Here is a 15,804-nt window from a genome sequence, read left to right on the forward strand (position 1 = left end):
GTTCAGCGGCCTCCATCGTGGCCGTGCCCGGCCGCAGCGCCATCGGCGCCGGCCGCATGGCCGGCCGCGGGCACGACCGGTGTCCCGTCAGCCGTCCGCAAGGCCGCCTGTGCCGCGCGGGCGCGCCGCCGTCTTGATCCCGCAAGGTAAAAAACGATTGAGAATGGCAACACGCCATAGCCGAAAAAAGTCATAATGCCGCCAACCACAGTCGGCTCCGTCGCCGCCATCAGGGTTACGACGTACATCCATCCTATGGCTACGATCCACATGCGATGCTCCGGTTGCTGTCGATAAAACGATTCTACACAATGGACGCCTTATGAATACGCCTGATGCTACCCCGCAGATGCTTGCCGCACCCTGGATGGCGCCGTTTGCGCAATTCACCGATCCCTCCGCCTGGCAGTCCTGGATGAAACTCCCCGACGGTGCCGACGGCTCGGCAGCGTTCGCACCCGTGGCCAAGATGCTGGGCGATATCGGCGCCGGGCTGTCGCAGGGCAGGCTGGAAGCGCTGCGCAACGATTACCTGCAAAAGGCGATGAAGCTGTGGCAGGAGTTTGTCACCGGCAAGCTGCCGTCGTTCAGCGACCGCCGCTTTTCCGCGCCCGAGTGGACGGCCAACGCGATGTCCGCGTACAGCGTCGCGTCCTACCTGCTGAATTCCGAATTCCTCATGGCCCTGGCCGAGGCCGTCGAAGCGCCGCCGCGCGACAAGCAGAAGATCCGCTTCGCCGTCCAGCAGATCGTCGATGCGATGTCGCCCGCGAACTTCCTCGCGACGAATCCGGAAGCCCAGCAGAAAATCATCGAGACCAAGGGCGAGAGTCTCACGAAGGGTCTGCAGAACATGCTGGCCGACCTGCAGAAGGGCCGAATCTCCCAATCGGACGAGTCCGCATTCGAGGTGGGCCGCAACGTCGGCATCACGCCGGGCACGGTCGTGTTCGAGAATCACTTGTTCCAACTGATCCAGTACACGCCGACGACGCCGACCGTGCACGAGGTGCCGCTGCTGATGGTGCCGCCGTGCATCAACAAGTACTACATCCTCGACCTGCAGCCGGAGAATTCCCTCGTCCGCTACCTGGTGGAGCAGGGCAATACGGTGTTCATGCTGTCCTGGCGTAATCCGGACCAGAGCCTGGCCGGCACGACGTGGGACGATTACGTGGAGCAGGGCGCGATCCGCGCGCTGGACGCCACCCGCGCCATCACGGGCCAGGACAAGGTGAACGTGTTCGGCTTCTGCGTGGGCGGCACGATCGCCGCGACGGCGCTGGCCGTGCTGGCCGCCCGCGGCCAGAAGCCGGCCGCCAGCCTGTCGCTGTTCACGACGCTGCTCGATTTCTCGGACACGGGCGTGCTCGACGTGTTCGTCGACGAAACCCAGGTCAAGTTGCGCGAACAGCAGCTTTCCCGCGGCGGCCTGATGCCGGGACGCGACCTGGCGACGACGTTCTCCGCGCTGCGTCCGAACGATCTCGTGTGGAACTATGTCCAGCAAAACTACCTGAAAGGCAAGACGCCGCCCGCGTTCGACCTGCTGTACTGGAATGCGGACAGCACGAACCTGCCGGGTCCGATGTATTGCTGGTACCTGCGCAATACCTACCTCGAGGACAAGCTGAAGGTGCCGGGTGCGCTGACGGTGGCGGGCGTCAAGGTCGACCTGGGCGCCATCGATTGCCCGACCTTCCTGTACGGGTCGAAGGAAGACCACATCGTGCCCTGGGAGGCGGCGTTCGCGTCGATGGGGCTGCTGAACCCGAAAAAGCCGAAGAACAACCGTTACGTGCTGGGCGCGTCGGGCCACATTGCCGGTGTGATCAATCCCGCGTCGAAGAACAAGCGCAGCTACTGGGTCAACGAGGGCGGCAAGACGCGGCCGAAGACGGCGGCCGACTGGATGGCCGGCGCCGTCGAGAAGAAGGGCAGCTGGTGGCCGGAATGGGCGAAGTTCCTGGTCGAACACGGCGGCAAGGAGGTCGCGCCGCCCGCACAGCCGGGCAATGCGCAGTATCCGGCGATCGAGCCGGCGCCGGGCCGGTACGTCAAGGCCAGGGCCGATTGAAGGGACCGCTAACACATTGCGAAAGAAATCATTCAGTTGCTCAGCGAATAATTGCTGCACCTGCGTTCGCAACGTGGTATTTTTAGCGGATATCCTCTTGGAATCGGAGACGCCGCGGGCGATCCCCGCGGTCGCCGCATAATAAATGCGCTTCGGCGCTGTACATGGAAATGAGATGAGTAGTGTCAAAAAAAGCACTGAACGCCTGATCAAGAAGTATCCGAACCGCCGGCTGTACGACACCCAGACCAGTTCTTACATCACCTTGTCCGACGTGAAGCAACTCGTCCTCGATTCCGACGAGTTCACGGTCGTGGATGCCAAGACGAACGAAGACCTGACCCGCAGCATCCTCCTGCAGATCATTCTCGAAGAGGAAGCGCACGGCGTGCCGATGTTCTCCAGCGGCGTGCTGTCCCAGATCATCCGCTACTATGGCCACGCGATGCAGGGCATGATGGGCTCGTATCTGGAAAAGAACGTGCAGGCGTTCACCGACATCCAGAACAAATTCGTCGGCTCGGCCACGGGCGCGATGGAAGGCAAGCCGTTCAGCACCGAGATGTGGACCCAGTTCATGAACATCCAGGGTCCGATGATGCAGGGCATGATGAACAACTACATCGACCAGAGCAAGAACCTGTTCCTGCAGATGCAGGAGCAGATGCAGAGCCAGAGCAAGGCGATGTTCGGCGCGTTCCCGTTCGGGGTGCCGCCGGAGAAGAAGTAAGGTTTGCACGTCGTCCCCGCGGAGGCGGGGATCCAATGCTGCCCGCATTGCGGCAACGCATGAAAATTTCGACCCCTGCCTTTGCAGGGGCGGCGTACAGACGGCGCGGGCTGCAAAGACATTCCCTGTATGCGACATGCTCGTCGATTTCCCTCCGCCCCCGCTTCCTGTACAATCGCGGATTGCCCTGAATTTTTGCCGCAATCCGACAATGCAAGAACTCCGCCGTAACCCTCTTCCCGCCACCTCCGACGCTGCCGGCACCGCCGTGCCGCCGAAGGTCGGTTTCGTCTCGCTCGGCTGCCCGAAGGCGCTCGTCGACTCCGAACAGATCCTCACGCAGCTGCGCGCGGAGGGTTACGAGACCGCCAAGTCGTATGCCGGCGCCGATCTCGTGATCGTCAACACCTGCGGCTTCATCGACGCGGCCGTGCAGGAATCGCTGGATGCGATCGGCGAGGCGCTGGCCGAAAACGGTAAAGTGATCGTCACGGGCTGCCTCGGCGCCAAGAAGGATGCATCGGGCAGCGATATCATCACCAAGGTGCACCCGAAGGTGCTCGCGGTGACCGGTCCGCACGCCGTCGCCGAAGTGATGGAGTCCGTGCACACGCACCTGCCCAAGCCGCACGATCCGTTCATCGACCTCGTGCCGGACCACGGCGTCAAGCTCACGCCCAAGCACTACGCCTACCTGAAGATTTCCGAAGGCTGCAACCACCGCTGCAGCTTCTGCATCATCCCGTCGATGCGCGGCGACCTCGTGTCGCGCCCGATCCACGATGTGCTGCAGGAAGCGGAGAACCTGTTCAAGGCGGGCGTCAAGGAACTGCTGGTGATCTCGCAGGACACGAGCGCATACGGCGTGGACGTCAAGTTCCGCACCGGCTTCTGGAACGGCCGCCCGGTCAAGACGCACATGACGCAGCTGACGGAAGCCCTGGGCCAGATGGCGAAGCAGTACGGCGCGTGGGTGCGCCTGCACTACGTGTACCCGTACCCGCACGTGGACCAGGTGATCCCGTTCATGGGCGAGAACGTCGTGCCTTACCTCGACATCCCGCTGCAGCACGCGCATCCGGACGTCCTGAAGCGCATGAAGCGCCCGGCCAGCGGCGAGAAGAACCTCGACCGTATCCAGGCATGGCGCAAGATGAATCCCGACCTCACGATCCGCTCGACGTTCATCGCCGGGTTCCCGGGCGAGACGGACGCGGAATTCGAATACCTGCTGGACTTCCTGAAGGAAGCGCAGATCGACCGCCTGGGCTGCTTTGCGTACTCGCCGGTCGAAGGCGCGACGGCGAACGAGATCGCGAACCCGGTGCCGGACGAAGTCAAGGAAGAGCGCCGCGCACGCGTGATGCTGCTGCAGGAAGAGATCTCGGCGCAGCGCCTGCAGGCGAAGGTCGGCAAGACGATCCGCGTCCTCGTCGACGCAGTGGGCCCGCGCGAAGCGGTCGGCCGCTCGGCAGCGGATGCGCCGGAAATCGACGGCGTCGTCCACATCAAGCGCGCCCTCACGCCGGGCAAGGCCAAGCCGGCCGTGGGGGAATTCATCGACGTGGTCGTGACGAAGGCGGATGCGCACGACCTGTGGGCGACGGTCGCCTGATGACCCGTCATTCCCGCGCACGCGGGAAACCATACTGAGCCGGCTGAAGTGACTCGGCATGGGTTACCGCTTTCGCGGAAACGACGACGCATGGAGTATCCGACGTGACGAAGACAAAGTCCATCCAGACCACGCTCACGCACAGCGACTACCACCCGCCGGCCGGCTTCGCCGCGTACCCGACGCCGATCCATCACGCGTCCACGGTCCTGTTCAAGGACGTGGCCAGCCTGCGCTCGGGCGACTGGCGCAGCAAGCAGGCCTATACCTACGGCCTGCACGGCACGCCGACGACGTTCACGCTGGAAGCACGCCTGGCCGCCATCGAAGGCGGCTGCTACGCCCTGCTGGCGCCGTCCGGTCTCGCCGCGATCTCGATGATCCTGCTGGCGCTGCTGAAGTCGGGCGACGACGTCCTGCTGCCCGATAACGTCTACAACCCCACGCGCGAGCTGGGACGCTGGCTCGCGAGCGACTTCGGTGTCTCCGCGCGCTTCTACGATCCGCTCGTGGGCGCGGGCATCGCGGACCTGATCCAGCCGAACACGAAGCTGATCTGGACCGAGGCGCCGGGCTCCGTGTCGATGGAAGTGCCGGACCTGCCCGCGATCTGCGCGGCGGCGCACGACAAGGGCATCCTGGTCGCGCTGGACAACACATGGGCCGCGGGCCTCGCGCTGCGCGGCTTCGACGTCGGCGCCGATATCGTCATGCAGGCGCTCACCAAATACCAGTCGGGCGGCTCGGACGTGCTGATGGGCGCCGTGATCACGCGCGACACCGCCATCAACGACCGCATCGCGACGTCGCACATGCGCCTCGGCATGGGCGTGGGCGGCGACGATGTCTACCTGGTGCTGCGCAGCCTGGAAACGATGAAGCTGCGCTTCGACGCGCACGATGCGTCCGCGCGCAAGGTGGCGGCGTGGTTGAAAGGCCGTCCCGAAATCGCGAAGGTGCTGCACCCGGCATTCGAGGACTGCCCCGGCCACGACGTGTGGAAGCGCGATTTCACGGGCGCGGGCGGCTTGTTCTCCGTCGTGTTCGATGCACGCTATGCGGGCGAGCAGGTGGACCGCTTCGTCGACGCACTCGAGTTGTTCGGCATCGGGTACAGCTGGGGCGGAACGCACAGTCTCGCCGTGCCGTACCGGATGCAGGGCATGCGGCGCGACTGGCCCGACACGGGCCCGCTCGTGCGCTTCAACATCGGCCTCGAAGGCACCGACGACCTGATCGCGGACATCGAGCAGGCCCTCGGCAAACTGTAAGCACGCTTGGTGGGCTCGGGGAGCCCACCCTACGGACCCGATCGCGTAGGGTGTGCACCCTGTGCCCACCGATCGATTCTAGACCGGCATCGCGCGGTTGTTGTTCAGGTCGAGGAACCCGCGGATGATCCGGTACGCCATCCACACCCACGCAATCCCCCAGATAACGAAGGGGAAGACGACGGTAAACCACAATAACGCGCCCAGGACCATCCACAGCGCGTAAAACCAGAACGACCGGATCATCCACGTGTGGTGGCTGTAGACCATCGTCCCGGCCGTGTCCGGCCGCCGGATGTAGTTGACGATCAGCACCAGGATCGACAGCGTGCCGAGCGAAAAGAAAAACGTGAGCGCATGGGCGACGTACAGGATGCGGGCGAACTGCTTGGCATCCTCGAGGCCGCGTTCGTAGACGAGTTCCTGGGCCATGACCTCTCCTGGTTCTAGATTGCCATTACGATAACCGATCGGCCGCTCAGGCGGCGCGCGCGTTCTGCTGCACCCAGGCGACGAGGCGGTTCGCATCCATCGCCCCGGCCTGGCGTGCGATCTCGCGCCCGCCCTGGAACAAGGCGATCGTCGGGATGCTGCGGATGTTGTAGCGCGCCGCGAGATCCTGCGACGCTTCCGTATCGACCTTCAGCAGTCGCACGTGCGGCTCCAGCCGGCCGGCGGCCTGCGCATACGCGGGCGCCATCATGCGGCACGGGCCGCACCACGCGGCCCAGAAATCGACGAGCACCGGAATGTCGTTGCGCCCGACGTGCTTGTCGAAGCGGGCGGACGACACGTCCGTGGGCTGGCCGGTGAACAGCGCCTTCGCGCATTTGCCGCAGACGGGCTGGTCGGCCAGGCGCGCGCCGGCGACGCGGTTGACGGCGTCGCAGTGCGGACAGACGATGTGCAGGGACTCGGCCATGGTGGTGTTTCCTCCTGATTGCGATTGATATTGTATGCCCGGTGGCGCGTGCGCCGTCGATCATGCCGTTCGACTTAGAATCGGATGCCGGGCGGATGCCCTCCAACATGGGTCCAGATGAGCGAATTGCAATCCACGGCAGTCAATCGGCCCCTGATCGGCTGCGCCGGCTGGGGCCTCAACAAGGACGTGGCGGCCGACTTCCCCGTCGAAGGAAGCCACCTCGAGCGCTACGCGACCGTGTTCCCAGCGGTCGAGATCAACTCGTCGTTCTACCGGCCGCACCAGCCGCGGACGTACGCCCGCTGGGCCGCCAGCGTGCCCGACGCCTTTCGTTTCTCCGTCAAGCTGCCGAAGGCGATCACGCACGAGGCGAAGCTGCGCGACGCGGACGAGCTGCTCGACCGCTTCGTCCGCGAAGCCGGCGAACTGGGGCCGAAACTGGGCTGCGTCCTCGTCCAGCTGCCGCCCAGCGGCGTGTTCGATGCGGAGACCGTCGCCGGTTTCCTGCCGCGCCTGCGCGCACGCTTCCCCTGCATGCTGGCGATCGAGGGACGCCATCCGACGTGGTTCGGCGACACGGCGACCGCGCTGCTGCGCGAGCACGGCGTCACGCGCGTGATGGCCGATCCGCCCGCCGGCCAGCCCGGCCCGCACGCGCCGACGACGGCGTCGACCTACATCCGCCTGCACGGCGCGCCGCGCATCTACTACTCGTCCTATCCGCCCGAATTCCTGCGCGAGGTCGAGCAGCGCATCGTCGCGATGACGCAGCCCGGCGCGGACCTCTGGTGCATCTTCGATAACACGGCCGAGGGCCATTCGGTGCCGAACGCACTGGAGGTGCTGCGCGGCGTGGACGAATCATGGTCAGCGCGACGTTCCGCTTCTACGGCGAACTGAACGACTTCCTCGCGCGCGCGCGGCGCGGACGCTCCTTCGCGACGCCGTGCGCGCGTGCCGCCACGGCCAAGCACATGATCGAGGCGCTCGGCGTGCCGCACACGGAGGTGGAGCTGGTGCTCCTGAACGGCGAGCCGCGGGGACTGGACGACATCCTGGAAGAGGGCGACCGCATCGCCGTCTACCCGCGCTTCACTGCCTTCGATGTGGCCGACGTGGCGCGGCTGGACCAGCGTCCGCCGGGCCGCGTGCGCTTCGTCGCGGATGCGCATCTCGGCGGTCTCGCGCGGCTGTTGAGAATGGCGGGGTTCGACACCGTTTACCGCAATACGTTGAACGACGCCGAAGTCGAAGCGATCGCGCTCGATGACGGACGCGCCGTGCTGACGCGCGACCGCGAACTGCTGAAGCGCCGCGGCATCGCGTACGGCTGCTACGTGCGGGCGTTGAAGGGGGAAGCGCAGTTGCGTGAAGTGGTCGAGCGCTTCGGCCTGGCCGAGCGCATGCGCCCGTTCACGCTGTGCCTGTCGTGCAATGCGCCGTTGCGGCCCATCGCGAAGGCGGAGGTGAGGGACCGGCTGCCGCCGCGTGTGGCCGCCACGCTGGACGAGTTCAGCACATGCGACTGCTGCCACGGCGTGTTCTGGAAGGGCTCGCACTGGCAGCGTATGGCGGGCGTATTAAATGAGATACACTGCTTTCCCGGACGAGCCATCCGTTGACAGCGTGACCCCATGTTGCAACAAGTACCGATACCCATCCGCACCGAATGCCCCCCCGGCGCCTGCGTCTGCGAGCGCGAGATCCTGCTCGCCGATCCGGAGGCGGACCTGCGCCCGTTGCGCCTCACGCGCACGGAAGAGCAGAAACTGCTCGAGCGCATCGGCGCCGTCGCCAGCTACGACGAACTCAAACGGCTGCAGGAGCGCATCCGCGCCAACCTCGGCGTCGAACTGAAGATCGCGCCCGGCCCGAACGAGGTGCGCACGTTGCGCGGCATCCTCATCGTGCTGGAAGACCGGCCGGGCCTGTGCAAGAAGGTGCGCCAGTCCGTGCCGGCGGCCGTGCGCAGGGTGCTGGAACGCCATCCCGAGATCACGTACGCGATCCTCGATGCGCACGATTTGTTCGGGGCGCCGTGACTTATTGTGACGACGCGCGCGCGTCGACCTCGTGCTCCAGCCGCTCGAGATAGCCGCGCCCATGCCTGGCCTCGAGCGCGGCGACCGTGGTGCGGTTGAACCGGTCGCGGTACGCTTCGAACGCCGGGTCGTACACGTCGCCCGTGACCGACAGCGTGATGCCGTGGCGCGCGTAGGCGCGGATGCGCCTGACGGTCTCCGGGCCGGGCGGAGGACCCGGTTCGAGCAGGGTGGGTGTGCCGGTGGCGACGCAGATCCGTGCCGCGTCCGCGCCGTCGAGCGGGCGGCCGTCTGCCCTGGCGATGGGGAGGTCGCCGCATCCGAGCCGTGCTTTCGGGTCGCGGAATTCGGTAAGGCGGACGCACGCGAGGCGGGCATCGAACGTAGCGGGCAGTTGCGCCCAGCAGCGGGCGGCGTCGGGCCGCTTGCGCAGACCCAAGGCGCCCTTGTCCAGCGCATCCGCGAGCCGCAGCACGGCGCCGCGGCGCCCACGCAGGGCCGCCCAATAGAGATTGTGGACGCCCTCGAACGGCCGCGCCTTCGCGGCCCGCGCATGCGGACCGAGGAACAGGTCGGCCAGGCGTTCCTGTTGCGCGCCGTCGCCGCTGTCCGTATCCGCCCGCCAGACGTTGGCGAGCGTTTCGTAGTCGCCCATGCGCAGCAGCCAGCCTTCGTACGCGGGGTCGGCGTACGCGGACGCCGCGCATGAGAGGCCGACGGCAAGCGCCCCCGCGAGCAGTGCGGGGCGCCGTGCCATCAGCTGTCGAAGTCTTCGGCCAGGTTCTTCCACCCCTTGCTTTTCGCGAACGGCGCGAATTCCTCGGGTGCCTCGAGCACGATGAGACGGCTCTCCTGCAGGCCCGGATCGCTGTGGCCGAAGTCCGGCCCCTTGTAGCCGACGGCACGCAGCCGGTCGATGATGGCGCGCACGAGGACGGTGTCCTTGTAGGCGCCGGGCTCGAGACGGTCCTTGAATTTCACGTACACGTCGATGATCCCGTAGCCCTCGTCGAAAATGCGGATCGACTTGACGTCGAGGGTACGGCCATGGGCGTCCTTGGCCTGGAACGGGCCGGACAGTTCAATATCGGAATCGGTAGTCATGGCGCCAAGGATACCACCGGGCGTGCCAGCGTGTACGCGATCTCGCTGGCGCCGACGGGCGCGCGGCGCCAGCCCTGGGCGGCACGGAAGCGGTCGGCGCGGGTTGCGCGTCGCAACTGCAAATTATCGGCGTGTGGCATCGGATCTGAAGCGTGAAAGGACCCGGGCGCCCGGATAGTCGGCCCGATCCGGAAACGCCGGCCGATGATAGCAGTTCCAGTAGCTCGTCACGCGCCGCGCCAGGGTTGCGAGCCAGGCCGGGTTGGCGCGTGCGAAAGACGCGAGGGACGACGCGTCGCGCGTCCCGATCCAGCGCGCGACGTCCTCGACGATCTCGATCACGTACTCGCTGGCCAGCTGAACGATGTAGGGCAGGAGCCAAGGTTCGTCGCTGTCGAGAATCTGCGCGAGGCATGCCTGCCGCACGTAACCGTCGTAATGCCGCGTCCCCAGGCAGGCGACGATGCGCCGGTCGACGCCCCGCGCATCCTCCAACGCGCGGAGCAGGCGGGCTGGGTCGTAGTACAGCCGATAGGGAATGTGCAGCGTTGCGCCATCCACGTCGACGTCGAAGGCGCCGTGCGGGGGCGCGAGCTCGTCCTGCGCGACGACGGCAACGGCCGCGCGTACGGAAGCGCGCAGCGCGGATGGGAATCCAAGCGATTCGTCGGGCCTGGCCTGGCGAGAAGGGGTCAGCATGGCATCATATGACGCGGGCGACGGACGCGATCAGCAGCGACGCCGGTACCAGCAACGCTTGCGCGGCAACGGTGCCCGCCAGCCGGCTGCCGACCAGCCAGACGATGGCCTTCCTGAACTGGCTTTCCGTGACGTTGCCTTCGACGACATCGTCCGTCATCCCCGACATGTGCGGGTCGATGAACACGGCCATCACGATGGTCGCGCCGCCGTTGATGATCGAGGAGAGCGTGCTGGACGTGACGCGCACCGACGGGTCCAGCACGCCGGCGTACAGGGCCGCGAACACGCCGACGGTCCAGAGCGCGGTGGCGCCGACGTTCAGCAGCGTGATCCGGCCCGATACGCCGTGTCCCGACCGGAATCCGGTCATGTGGCGCGCGGCGGGCATGCGGGCGACGTCCCGGACGTACGACAGGCCACCCTTGAAGAAGCCGTGGAGGATCAGCTTCGGGATCGAGCGATGTGCCTGGAAATGCAGGACCGCACGGCAGAATACACGCTGGAACGTCGGGATCAGCAGGGCGCCCGCCACCGTCGCAAGACTTGCGGACACGAGCAGCCAGCGAAAATCGGCGAGCAGCGCACCGCCCGCGAGCGGGGCCAGGTGGGTCTCGACGCGCTTCGCCAGGAACGGGCCCAGGAACGAATTCGACGTCCGCGACACGAGCATGAGAATGCCGAACAGGGCCAGCGACACGGCGATCCGCCTGGTCCGTACGCCGGCGATCCGTACCGAGTACGCCAGGGTCCCGATCAGGTGGATCACGAACGTCAGGAAGCAGATGAAGAGAAGTTGGGTATCCACGTCTATGTATCTACGTCTATTTCACGAAATATCCGGAGACCTTCCAACTGCCGTCGCGCTCGCGCATCGGCACCACGGTCTCCACCGCATGCGCCTTGTGCGCGAACTGCGTGTCGTACTGGATCACGACGTATTCCCCGTCCGGGGCGCCCGGCAGCGAACGCTTGAATTCGGACGACACCAGCTTGCGCGACGTGACCGCGCCGAGCGGTTGCCGGACCCGCTCGAGCGCGCCGGTCCAGTCGGCCTTGGACACGCCGGCCTGGAACGCGGCCGCCGCCTGGTCCCACGTCGCGGCGGCGTCGCCGGCGTCGGCGGGCACGAGCCAGCGGTTGGCTGCATCGACCGCGCCCCGCACCGCGTCCGGCCGCTGGCCATGCGCCTGCGGCGCCGCCAGCGCGGCGGCCAGTACGAACAGTGAAGCAAGCTGTTTCATGGCGACTCCCTGATCGGTTATCCGTGAGTGTTTCGAATGCCACGACCGCCGCGCCGATCGCATCCGCGAATGCCTTGTCGTGCGTGGACATGAAGACGACGGACGTCTCCCGTTGCTGATGGCGTACCAACGCAGGCGCAGGCGGACGAGCGGTGAGGGGATGGCGTTCTCCTGGGTCGGGTCGCAGGATTATGAACGCCTTTTTGTCGATAAGGCAATGCTTTCTGACTTAATCCTGGCTTAGCAGGGCCGACACGTACAGCAGCAAACGGTCTTCCGCACGCGCGAGAAGCAGGCCGGTCAGTTCCTCGACGCGGCGCAGCCGGTAATCCAGGGTGTTCCGGTGGATGTGCAGCGCGGCGGCGGTGGCGGCCGCGCTTTCGTTGTGGGCGAACCAGGCGTCCAGCGTGCGCCGCAGCGTGGCGCCGCTGCGGTCGCGGGCCAGGCACGCGACCGGCTGGCGCAGCTGCGCCGCCTGCCAGCCGGCGTCCAGGCCGGACAGCAGCACCGGCAGCGCGAGGTCGTAATGGCTCCATGCCGTGCGCGCCGGGTCGCGCCGGCGTCCGATGCGCGCGGCGGTGCGTGCGCTCTGCCAGGACACGGCCGCCGCCTCGACGCCGCGCGCGGCCAGTCCCATCGTCAGCGTGAAGGGCAGGGCGCACAATTCCCGCACCAGCGCGACCAGGGCCGCGTGGCGCCGCCGCGCCGCCGTGTCGACCGGGGCGGCGTCGGGGTCGAACGCATCCAGGATCACCATGTCGTATGGGCCGGTCGTGGCGGACAGCAGCGCCGGCTGGCGCGCCAGCAGGGCCAGTTGCAAGCGCTGGAGCTCGCTGATCGTCCGTTCGGCGTCGGCGGCACCGGCACGCAGCTCGAGCAGGAACACCGCCTGTACGCGCCCGAAATCCAGGCCCAGGCGCCGCGCCCAGGTCTCCAGTTCCGGCCGGCCGCCGGCATCCCCCCGGATCAGGTTCAGCACGAAGGTCTCGCGATAGCGGCTGTCGCGCTGCAGTTCGCCGGCCAGGCTGGCCTGTTCCAGGATCATCTCGGCCGTCAGGCGCACCAGCTCGCCGAATTGCCGGACGGCGTCGGGTGCGCCGCTCAGGCCGACGGCGCCGCACATCTGGCCATCCACGACGAGCGGCAGGTTGATGCCTGGCCGCGCGCCGTGCATGTGCGGCGCCGACGCCGCGTCCACCTCGACCGTCGCACGCCGCGCCAGGGCGAGCAGGGCGCCATCGTGCAGCTCCCCGACCCGGGCGGCGTCGCCGCTGGCCAGGATCACGCCGCGCGCATCCATCACGTTGACGTTGAACGGGATGATGCGCATGGTGCGGCTGACGATGTCCTGGGCGAGGCGGGTGCTGAGTTCGAGCATGCCAGCCACTCTAGCCGATCGTGGTCACTGTGCCAAGTGCCAACGCCGGGCGTGTCGATCTTGTGTTTATGTGAACGATTTTGTGAAGATGCACAATCGGCACGCGCAAGAAGCCCGCGCGTCTCGTGCCGCGTGCCGAGGACTTGCAGTGACGATTTGGTCATAATGCGGTCTGCCGCCCCGACTGATGGCGGACATCACGGAGACACCATGAGAAACAGCATGAGCACGGGCGCGGCCCAGCCGGCGGGCGTTGCCGATCCCGCCATCCTCGAGCGCGGTTACCGCAAGGCGACCTGGCGCCTGATCCCCTTCATCTTCATCTGCTACCTGTTCAACTACCTGGACCGGGTCAACGTCGGCTTCGCCAAGCTGGAAATGCTCGACGCCCTGAAGCTCAGCGAGACCGTGTACGGACTCGGCGCCGGCATCTTCTTCATCGGCTACGTCACCAGCGGCGTGCCGAGCAACCTGATCCTGCATAAACTCGGCGCGCGCCGCTGGATCGCCGCCATGATGATCATGTGGGGCGGCCTGTCCGCGGCGATGATGTTCGTCACGAGCCCCGTCTCGTTCTACGCGCTGCGCTTCCTCACCGGCGTCGCCGAGGCCGGGTTCTTCCCGGGCATGGTGTTCTACTTCACGAACTGGTTCCCGGCGCAGAAACGCGGCCAGGTGATGGCGCTGTTCATGTCGGCGATTCCCGTCTCCGGCCTGGTCGGCGGTCCGCTGTCGGGCTGGATGCTGAGCCATTTCGCGACGTGCCAGGGCGGCCTGGCCGGCTGGCAGTGGCTGTTCCTGCTCCAGGGGCTGCCGACGATGATCCTCGGCGTGGCCGTGCTGTTCTTCCTGTCCGACGGCCTGCGGCATGCCCGTTGGCTGACGCCGGAAGAAAAGTCCGCGATGAAGCAGGCGCTCGACGCCGACGAGCAGGGCCGCCGCGCCAGCAGCCATGCGGTGCACTCGTTCTCCAGCGTGCTGCGCAACGGCCACGTGTGGATGCTGGGCCTGATCTATTTCAGCATCCAGATGGGCGTGTACGCGATCAACTTCTGGCTGCCGTCGATCATCAAGGCACTGGGCTTCGACAACCCGACGACGGTCGGCTGGCTGAGCGCCCTGCCGTATCTGTTCGCGGGTATCTTCATGGTGATCGTGGGCCGCTCGGCCGATGCCCGCCGCGAGCGCCGCTGGCATTTGTCCGTGCCGATGGCGATGGCGCTCGCCGGCCTGCTGCTGGCCGCGAATTTCTCGCACAACGTCGTGCTCGTGATGATCGGGCTCACGCTCGCCACGATGGGGGCGCTGACCGGACTGCCGATGTTCTGGCCGCTGCCCGCCGCCTTCCTGGGCAGCGCCGCCGCGGCCGGCGGCCTCGCCCTGATCAATTCGCTGGGCCAGGTGGCCGGCTTCGTCAGCCCGTTCCTGGTCGGCTGGATCAAGGACGCCACCGGCAGCACGGACGTCGCCCTGTATATCCTGTCGACCGTGCTGCTGGTCGGCGCGGTGCTGGTCATGACCGTGCCGGCGCGCCTGGTCAACCGCTGAGGAGAGCCCATGAAGATCGTCATTGCCCCCGATTCGTTCAAGGAAAGCCTGACGGCGCTGCAGGTGGCCGACGCCATCGAGGCCGGCATGCGCGAGGTCTGGCCCGACGCGACATACGTGAAAGTGCCCGTGGCCGACGGCGGCGAAGGCACCGTGCAGGCCATGATCGACGCGACGGGCGGCCGGCGCGTGGACGTGCGCGTGACCGGACCGCTGGGCCAGGCGGTGGACGCGTTCTACGGCGAGGCCGGCGGCGTCGCCGTGATCGAGATGGCGGCGGCCAGCGGCCTGGAAGGGGTGCCGCCCGACCTGCGCGATCCGCGCACGGCCACGAGCCGCGGCACGGGTGAACTCATTTGCGCGGCGCTCGATGCCGGCGCGCGCAGGATCGTGCTGGGCGTCGGCGGCAGCGCGACGAACGACGGTGGCGCCGGCATGCTGCAGGCGCTGGGCGTGCGCCTGCTCGATGCCGACGGCAAGGACATCGGCCCGGGCGGCGCGGAACTGGCGCGCCTCGACCGCATCGACGCGTCCGGGCTCGATCCCCGAGTGCGCGCGACTGAATTCCGGATCGCGTGCGACGTCGACAACCCGCTCACCGGCCCGCGCGGCGCGTCCGCCGTGTTCGGCCCGCAGAAGGGCGCAACGCCGGCAATGGTCGCGCAGCTCGACGCCGCGCTTGCGCATTACGCCGACGTGATCCGGCGCGACCTCGGCCAGGATATCGCGCAAAGCCCGGGCGCGGGCGCCGGCGGCGGCATCGCGGCGGCGATGGTCGTGTTCCTCGAAGGGCAGCTGAAACCCGGAATCGAGATCGTGCTCGATGCCGTCGGGCTCGATGCGGCCGTGCGCGACGCGGACCTCGTCGTGACGGGAGAGGGCCGCATCGACGGCCAGACCGTGCACGGCAAGACGCCGATGGGCGTGGCCAACGTCGCGCGCCGCCACGGCAAGCCCGTCGTCGCCATCGGCGGCAGCCTCGCCGTCGATGCGGGCGCCGTGCACGCGCACGGCATCGAGGTCGTGGTCGCCGCGGTGGCGCGGCCGTGTTCCGTCGCCGAGGCGCTGGCCGCGGGCGCGGACAACCTGCGCCGCGCGGCGCGCAATCTCGCGGCGGCGCTGGCGCTGGGGGGACGCCTGCAGCATTGACCGGAGCGGGCTATGATGGCGG

The 15,804-nt window shown here is 67.2% G+C and carries 18 protein-coding genes; 9 read left to right on the forward strand and 9 right to left on the reverse strand.

Annotated elements, in window-relative coordinates; genetic code table 11:
• Positions 1–2: 2 nt before the first annotated feature.
• Entirely contained in the window at positions 3–272 is a 270-nt protein-coding gene (locus ACEN98_RS29340) for a hypothetical protein (protein ID WP_413388359.1), read from the reverse strand.
• A 50-nt stretch (positions 273–322) separates the two neighbouring features.
• Between ACEN98_RS29340 and phaC the strand changes: the two genes are divergently transcribed.
• The 4 genes from phaC to ACEN98_RS29360 all read left to right on the forward strand — a co-directional run bounded on the left by phaC (position 323) and on the right by ACEN98_RS29360 (position 5,693).
• Positions 323–2,077, forward strand: a complete 1,755-nt coding sequence (phaC, locus tag ACEN98_RS29345) for a class I poly(R)-hydroxyalkanoic acid synthase (RefSeq protein ID WP_413388360.1) — start codon at positions 323–325, stop codon at positions 2,075–2,077.
• Positions 2,078–2,252: 175 nt separating this feature from the next.
• Positions 2,253–2,807 (forward strand): polyhydroxyalkanoate synthesis repressor PhaR, encoded by a 555-nt coding sequence (gene phaR, locus ACEN98_RS29350; RefSeq protein ID WP_056131689.1) that lies wholly within the window; start codon positions 2,253–2,255, stop codon positions 2,805–2,807.
• 211 nt (positions 2,808–3,018) lie between these two features.
• Entirely contained in the window at positions 3,019–4,422 is a 1,404-nt protein-coding gene (gene rimO, locus ACEN98_RS29355) for a 30S ribosomal protein S12 methylthiotransferase RimO (RefSeq protein WP_413388361.1), read from the forward strand.
• A 104-nt stretch (positions 4,423–4,526) separates the two neighbouring features.
• Positions 4,527–5,693: a cystathionine beta-lyase gene (locus tag ACEN98_RS29360; RefSeq protein WP_413388362.1), complete on the forward strand. Its 1,167-nt coding sequence runs from the start codon at positions 4,527–4,529 to the stop codon at positions 5,691–5,693.
• 78 nt (positions 5,694–5,771) lie between these two features.
• Here ACEN98_RS29360 and ACEN98_RS29365 read toward each other — a convergent pair whose 3' ends face one another.
• Both ACEN98_RS29365 and trxC read right to left on the reverse strand, forming a co-directional pair.
• Positions 5,772–6,125 (reverse strand): DUF4870 family protein, encoded by a 354-nt coding sequence (locus ACEN98_RS29365; RefSeq protein WP_413342687.1) that lies wholly within the window; start codon positions 6,123–6,125, stop codon positions 5,772–5,774.
• Positions 6,126–6,171: 46 nt separating this feature from the next.
• Positions 6,172–6,615: a thioredoxin TrxC gene (trxC, locus tag ACEN98_RS29370; RefSeq protein WP_413388363.1), complete on the reverse strand. Its 444-nt coding sequence runs from the start codon at positions 6,613–6,615 to the stop codon at positions 6,172–6,174.
• 117 nt (positions 6,616–6,732) lie between these two features.
• Here trxC and ACEN98_RS29375 point away from each other — a divergent pair, with 117 nt between their 5' ends.
• From ACEN98_RS29375 to ACEN98_RS29385, 3 genes are read left to right on the forward strand one after another with little or no spacing between them, the layout of a single operon-like run.
• Positions 6,733–7,518 carry a DUF72 domain-containing protein gene (locus tag ACEN98_RS29375; RefSeq protein WP_413388364.1) on the forward strand — a complete coding sequence of 262 codons (786 nt, stop codon included), beginning with the start codon at positions 6,733–6,735 and terminating at the stop codon, positions 7,516–7,518.
• Positions 7,482–8,240, forward strand: a complete 759-nt coding sequence (locus tag ACEN98_RS29380; RefSeq protein ID WP_413388365.1) for a Mut7-C RNAse domain-containing protein — start codon at positions 7,482–7,484, stop codon at positions 8,238–8,240. Before ACEN98_RS29375 ends, ACEN98_RS29380 begins: the two co-directional genes overlap by 37 nt.
• A gap of 12 nt (positions 8,241–8,252) precedes the next feature.
• On the forward strand, positions 8,253–8,660 hold the full coding sequence (locus tag ACEN98_RS29385; protein WP_413345765.1) for a hypothetical protein: 408 nt from the start codon (positions 8,253–8,255) through the stop codon (positions 8,658–8,660).
• Between the two features lies 1 nt (position 8,661).
• On the opposite strand, the gene ACEN98_RS29390 is transcribed toward ACEN98_RS29385, so the two are convergent.
• From ACEN98_RS29390 to ACEN98_RS29415, 6 genes are all read right to left on the reverse strand, one after another.
• Positions 8,662–9,417 carry a hypothetical protein gene (locus tag ACEN98_RS29390; RefSeq protein ID WP_413388366.1) on the reverse strand — a complete coding sequence of 252 codons (756 nt, stop codon included), beginning with the start codon at positions 9,415–9,417 and terminating at the stop codon, positions 8,662–8,664.
• Complete coding sequence (locus tag ACEN98_RS29395; protein ID WP_413388367.1) at positions 9,417–9,764, reverse strand: hypothetical protein; 348 nt, start codon at positions 9,762–9,764, stop codon at positions 9,417–9,419. The genes ACEN98_RS29390 and ACEN98_RS29395 overlap by 1 nt, the downstream gene beginning before the upstream one ends.
• Positions 9,765–9,887: 123 nt before the next feature.
• Positions 9,888–10,463 carry a hypothetical protein gene (locus tag ACEN98_RS29400; RefSeq protein WP_413388368.1) on the reverse strand — a complete coding sequence of 192 codons (576 nt, stop codon included), beginning with the start codon at positions 10,461–10,463 and terminating at the stop codon, positions 9,888–9,890.
• A gap of 4 nt (positions 10,464–10,467) precedes the next feature.
• The gene (locus ACEN98_RS29405; protein ID WP_413388369.1) at positions 10,468–11,271 is read right to left on the reverse strand and encodes a lipid II flippase Amj family protein; all 804 of its coding nucleotides are present in this window, start codon (positions 11,269–11,271) and stop codon (positions 10,468–10,470) included.
• A gap of 16 nt (positions 11,272–11,287) precedes the next feature.
• On the reverse strand, positions 11,288–11,707 hold the full coding sequence (locus tag ACEN98_RS29410; RefSeq protein WP_413388370.1) for a DUF4019 domain-containing protein: 420 nt from the start codon (positions 11,705–11,707) through the stop codon (positions 11,288–11,290).
• 229 nt (positions 11,708–11,936) lie between these two features.
• Positions 11,937–13,085, reverse strand: coding sequence for a sugar diacid recognition domain-containing protein (locus ACEN98_RS29415; protein ID WP_413388371.1), 1,149 nt, complete (start codon positions 13,083–13,085; stop codon positions 11,937–11,939).
• Positions 13,086–13,295: 210 nt separating this feature from the next.
• Here ACEN98_RS29415 and ACEN98_RS29420 point away from each other — a divergent pair, with 210 nt between their 5' ends.
• Entirely contained in the window at positions 13,296–14,633 is a 1,338-nt protein-coding gene (locus tag ACEN98_RS29420; protein ID WP_413388372.1) for an MFS transporter, read from the forward strand.
• Positions 14,634–14,642: 9 nt separating this feature from the next.
• Positions 14,643–15,782, forward strand: coding sequence for a glycerate kinase (locus tag ACEN98_RS29425; RefSeq protein ID WP_413388373.1), 1,140 nt, complete (start codon positions 14,643–14,645; stop codon positions 15,780–15,782).
• The last annotated feature ends 22 nt before the right edge of the window (positions 15,783–15,804 follow it).

Source organism: Massilia sp. CT11-137 (genome assembly GCF_047302885.1).
Lineage (GTDB): Bacteria > Pseudomonadota > Gammaproteobacteria > Burkholderiales > Burkholderiaceae_D > Telluria > Telluria orientalis.